Annotated in this window: 2 protein-coding genes; both read right to left on the reverse strand. The window is 74.5% G+C overall.

Annotated features, from left to right (window positions below):
- Nucleotides 1–296: 296 nt before the first annotated feature.
- Nucleotides 297–971, reverse strand: a complete 675-nt coding sequence (locus tag ACFU7Z_RS37610) for a response regulator (protein WP_049652081.1) — start codon at nt 969–971, stop codon at nt 297–299.
- Nucleotides 972–1,040: 69 nt separating this feature from the next.
- On the reverse strand, nt 1,041–3,617 hold the full coding sequence (locus ACFU7Z_RS37615; RefSeq protein WP_053112080.1) for a sensor histidine kinase KdpD: 2,577 nt from the start codon (nt 3,615–3,617) through the stop codon (nt 1,041–1,043).
- Nucleotides 3,618–3,709 lie beyond the last annotated feature (92 nt).

A 3,709-nucleotide genomic window follows, 5' to 3' on the forward strand; every position in this document is an offset into this window, starting at 1 on the left:
TGTGTGTGGGGGGTTTTTTTTTTTTTATCTCCGCGGGTGTGGGCGGTGTGGCCCGGGGGGGTGCGGGGGGGGGGGGGCTGGGGGCCCCCCCGCCCCTCCCCCACCTGCTGGCCGCCTCGGGCGGCGGCTGGAGCGGCCCCGGACCTCCCCCACACGGAGCAGGGGCCGCTCGTTCGACACCGACACTACGCCCGCGGAACACCGCCGCCGAGCGGCCTTGACGCCCCCCTGTCGCCCACCGGGCCGCTCTTGACGGCTCGTTGACGGGGGCGCGCCGGCACCGGTGCGCCGGTCCGTCACGGCACGTACCGGTACCCGATCCCCGGCTCGGTGACCAGGTGCCGCGGCCGGGCCGGATCGCGCTCCAACTTGCGGCGCAGCCCCGCGAAGTAGACCCGCAGATAGTTGCCGCGCCCCTCCTGGGCCGGACCCCACACCTCGCGCAGGATCTGCCTCCCGGGCACCAGCCGGCCCGGGTTGGCGAGCAGCAGGGCGAGGATGCGCCACTCGGTCGGGGTGAGCCGGACCGGGCCGTTCGGGCCGTGCACCGCGGTGGCCGCGAGGTCCACGGTGTGGTCGCCGATCACCGGCCGGCCCAGCGGCACGTCGCCCAGCGGCCGGCGCAGCACGGCGCGCAGCCGGGCCAGCAGCTCGTCCATCAGGAACGGCTTGGTGAGGTAGTCGTCGGCGCCCGCGTCCAGGGCGCCCACCTTGTCGGCGGCGTCCGTCCGGCCGGAGAGCACGATGATCGGCACCGCGCTGTGGGTGCGCAGGCCGCGCAGCACGTCCATGCCGTCGAGGTCGGGCAGGCCGAGGTCGAGCAGGACGGCGTCCGGGGCGCTGTGCGCGGCGCGGTCCAGCGCCTCCCCGCCGCTGGCGGCGGTGCGGACGGCGTAGTGCCGGGCGCTGAGGTTGATCCGCAGGGTACGCAGGAGGGCGGGCTCGTCGTCGACGACCAGAATCTCACTCATGCGCCCGCCTCGCTTCGCTCGGCAGTCGCTTCGCGAGACACGCACCTTTCGATGGTTCGTTCACTTCGTTCACTCATGTGGAGGTTCCTCCCCGGAGTCTCCAGGCTCGGTGGTGCTGGGCGCGGTGGTGGCGGCGGGCAGGGTGAGCAGCATGGTGGTGCCGCCGCCCGGGGTGTCCTCGACCTCCAGGCTGCCGCCCATCGCCTCGGCGAGGCCGCGGGAGAGGGCGAGGCCGAGGCCGACGCCGGTGGTGTTGTCGGTGTCGCCGAGGCGCTGGAAGGGCAGGAAGACCCGGTCCCGGTCCTCGGGGGCGATGCCGGGGCCGCGGTCGATCACCCGGATCTCCACCTGGTCGGCGTGGTGGCTGGCGGTGACCAGGACGGGCGCGCCGGGGGCGTTGTACCGCAGCGCGTTGGTGATCACGTTGGCGAGCACCCGCTCCAGCAGCGGCGGGTCGGCGAGCACCGGCGGGGCGGTGTCCAGGTCGAGCGGCTGCACCGGCGCGTACGGGTCGGGGAGGCTGTCGAGCGCCCGGGGCAGGATCTCGTCGAGGTGGGTCTCGGTGAGGTGCAGGGTGAGCGCGCCGGCCTGGAGGCGGCTCATGTCGAGCAGGTTGTCGACCAGCCGGGTGAGCTTGACCAGCGACTCGTCGGCGGTGGCGAGGAGTTCGGCCTGGTCCTCGGGCGAGAACTCGACATCGGGGCTGCGCAGCGAGCCGACCGAGGCGCGGGCGGCGGCCAGCGGGGTGCGCAGGTCGTGGCTGACGGCGGCGAGCAGGGCGGTGCGCATCCGGTCGGCGGCCTTGATCGGCTCGACCTCGGCGGCGACCACGGCCAGCCGGTCCCGCTCCAGCGCGGCGGCGACGTGGGCGGCGAAGGCGGTCAGCACCCGCTGGTCGGCGGCGGGCAGCCGGCGGCCGGTGAGCACCAGGAGGGCGTCCGCGCCGACCGGGACCTCGGCGGTCTCGTGCGGCCCCTCCCCGTCCCCCTGGTGGTCCCCCTCGCTGTGCGCGAGCACCTCGCCGTCGCCCCGGGAGAGCAGCGCGACGGCCCGCATGCCGAAGGCCGTCCGGGACTTCTCCAGCAGGGCGGGCAGCGCGTCGGCGCCGCGCAGCACGCTGCCGGCCAGGGTGGAGAGGGTCTCGGCCTCGGCGGTGGCGCGGGCGGCCCGGCTGGTGAGCCGGCCGGCGTGGTCGACCACGGTGGAGACGGTGAGCGCGATCGCGGCGAAGACCACCAGGGCGACGATGTTGTTGGTCTCGCCGATGGTCAGGCTGTGGACCGGCGGAATGAAGTAGTAGTTGAGCAGCACCGAGGCGACGACCGAGGCCAGCAGGGCCGACACCGCGCCGCCGAGCAGGGCGACGATCACCACGCCGAGCTGGAAGATCAGCGCGTCGGTGGTCAGGTTGATGCTGTGGTCCGCCTGCGAGAGCAGGACGGTGAGCAGCCAGGGCACCGCCAGGCCGGCCAGGTAGCCGGCGATGGTGCGGCGCCGGGAGTGGCGGCGGCCGAGCGAGGGCAGCCGGCCGCGGCCGGTGAACTCGTGGGTGACCATGTGGACGTCGATGTCCTCGGAGTCGTCCACGGTGGTCTGCCCGGTGCCGGGGCCGGTGAGGAAGCGGTTGATCCGGCCGCGGCGGCTGGTGCCGAGCACCAGCTGGGTGGCGTGGTGGGCGCGGGCGAAGGTGAGCAGCGCGGTCGGGACGTCGTCGCCGACCACCACGTGGTAGCTGCCGCCGAGGGTCTCCACCAGCTGCCGCTGCTGGGCGAGGGCGCCGGAGGAGGCGCCGGCCAGGCCGTCGCTGCGGGAGACGTGGACGGCCAGCAGTTCGCCGCCGGCCGTACGGTCGGCGATCCGGGCGGCGCGACGGATCAGGGTCTCGCCCTCGGGGCCGCCGGTGAGGGCGACCACGACCCGCTCGCGGGTCTCCCAGACCCGGTCGATGTTGTGGCTGGCCCGGTAGTCGCGCAGTCCCTCGTCCACCCGCCCGGCCACCCAGAGCAGGGCGAGTTCGCGCAGGGCGGTGAGGTTGCCGACCCGGAAGTAGTTCGAGAGCGCGGCGTCCACCTTCTCCGCCTTGTAGACGTTGCCGTGGGCCATCCGGCGGCGCAGCGCCTGCGGGGCCATGTCGACGAGTTCGATCTGGTCGGCCCGGCGGACCACCTCGTCCGGGACGGTCTCCCGCTGCGGGATGCCGGTGATCTTCCGGACGACGTCGTTCAGCGATTCCAGGTGCTGGATGTTGACGGTGGTGACGACGTCGATCCCGGCGGCGAGCAGTTCCTCGACGTCCTGCCAGCGCTTGGCGTGCCGGCCGCCGGGGATGTTGGTGTGCGCCAGCTCGTCCACCAGCACGACGGACGGGCGGCGGGCGAGCACGCCGTCGAGGTCCATCTCGTCGAACCCGGCGTCCCGGTAGTCGCGGTGGACGCGGGGCACGACCTCCAGGCCCGCCAGCATGGCCTCGGTGTGCGGTCTGCCGTGGCACTCGATGTACCCGACCACGACGTCGGCCCCGCGCTCCTGTCTGCGCCGGGCCTCGTCCAGCATCCGGTACGTCTTGCCGACCCCCGGCGCGGAGCCGAGGTACACCCTCAGCCGGCCGCCGCGGATGCCGGTGCCGGGGGTGAGGTCGCGGGCCATGGGCACTGCTCTTTCCATCGGGAGGTGGTGCACGTCTGCGGACGCGGGTCGGCCGGCCCGGGCGCGGGAGGCGTGCCCCCGTGCCCGGGCCC

It is taken from the genome of Kitasatospora sp. NPDC057518 (genome assembly GCF_042802075.1).
Taxonomy (GTDB): domain Bacteria; phylum Actinomycetota; class Actinomycetes; order Streptomycetales; family Streptomycetaceae; genus Kitasatospora.

Bases quoted from the DNA above. Each gene is read 5' to 3' on its own strand.
- ACFU7Z_RS37610 (WP_049652081.1), bottom strand. From the start codon at position 971: ATGAGTGAGATTCTGGTCGTCGACGACGAGCCCGCCCTCCTGCGTACC.
- ACFU7Z_RS37615 (WP_053112080.1), bottom strand. From the start codon at position 3,617: ATGGCCCGCGACCTCACCCCCGGCACCGGCATCCGCGGCGGCCGGCTG.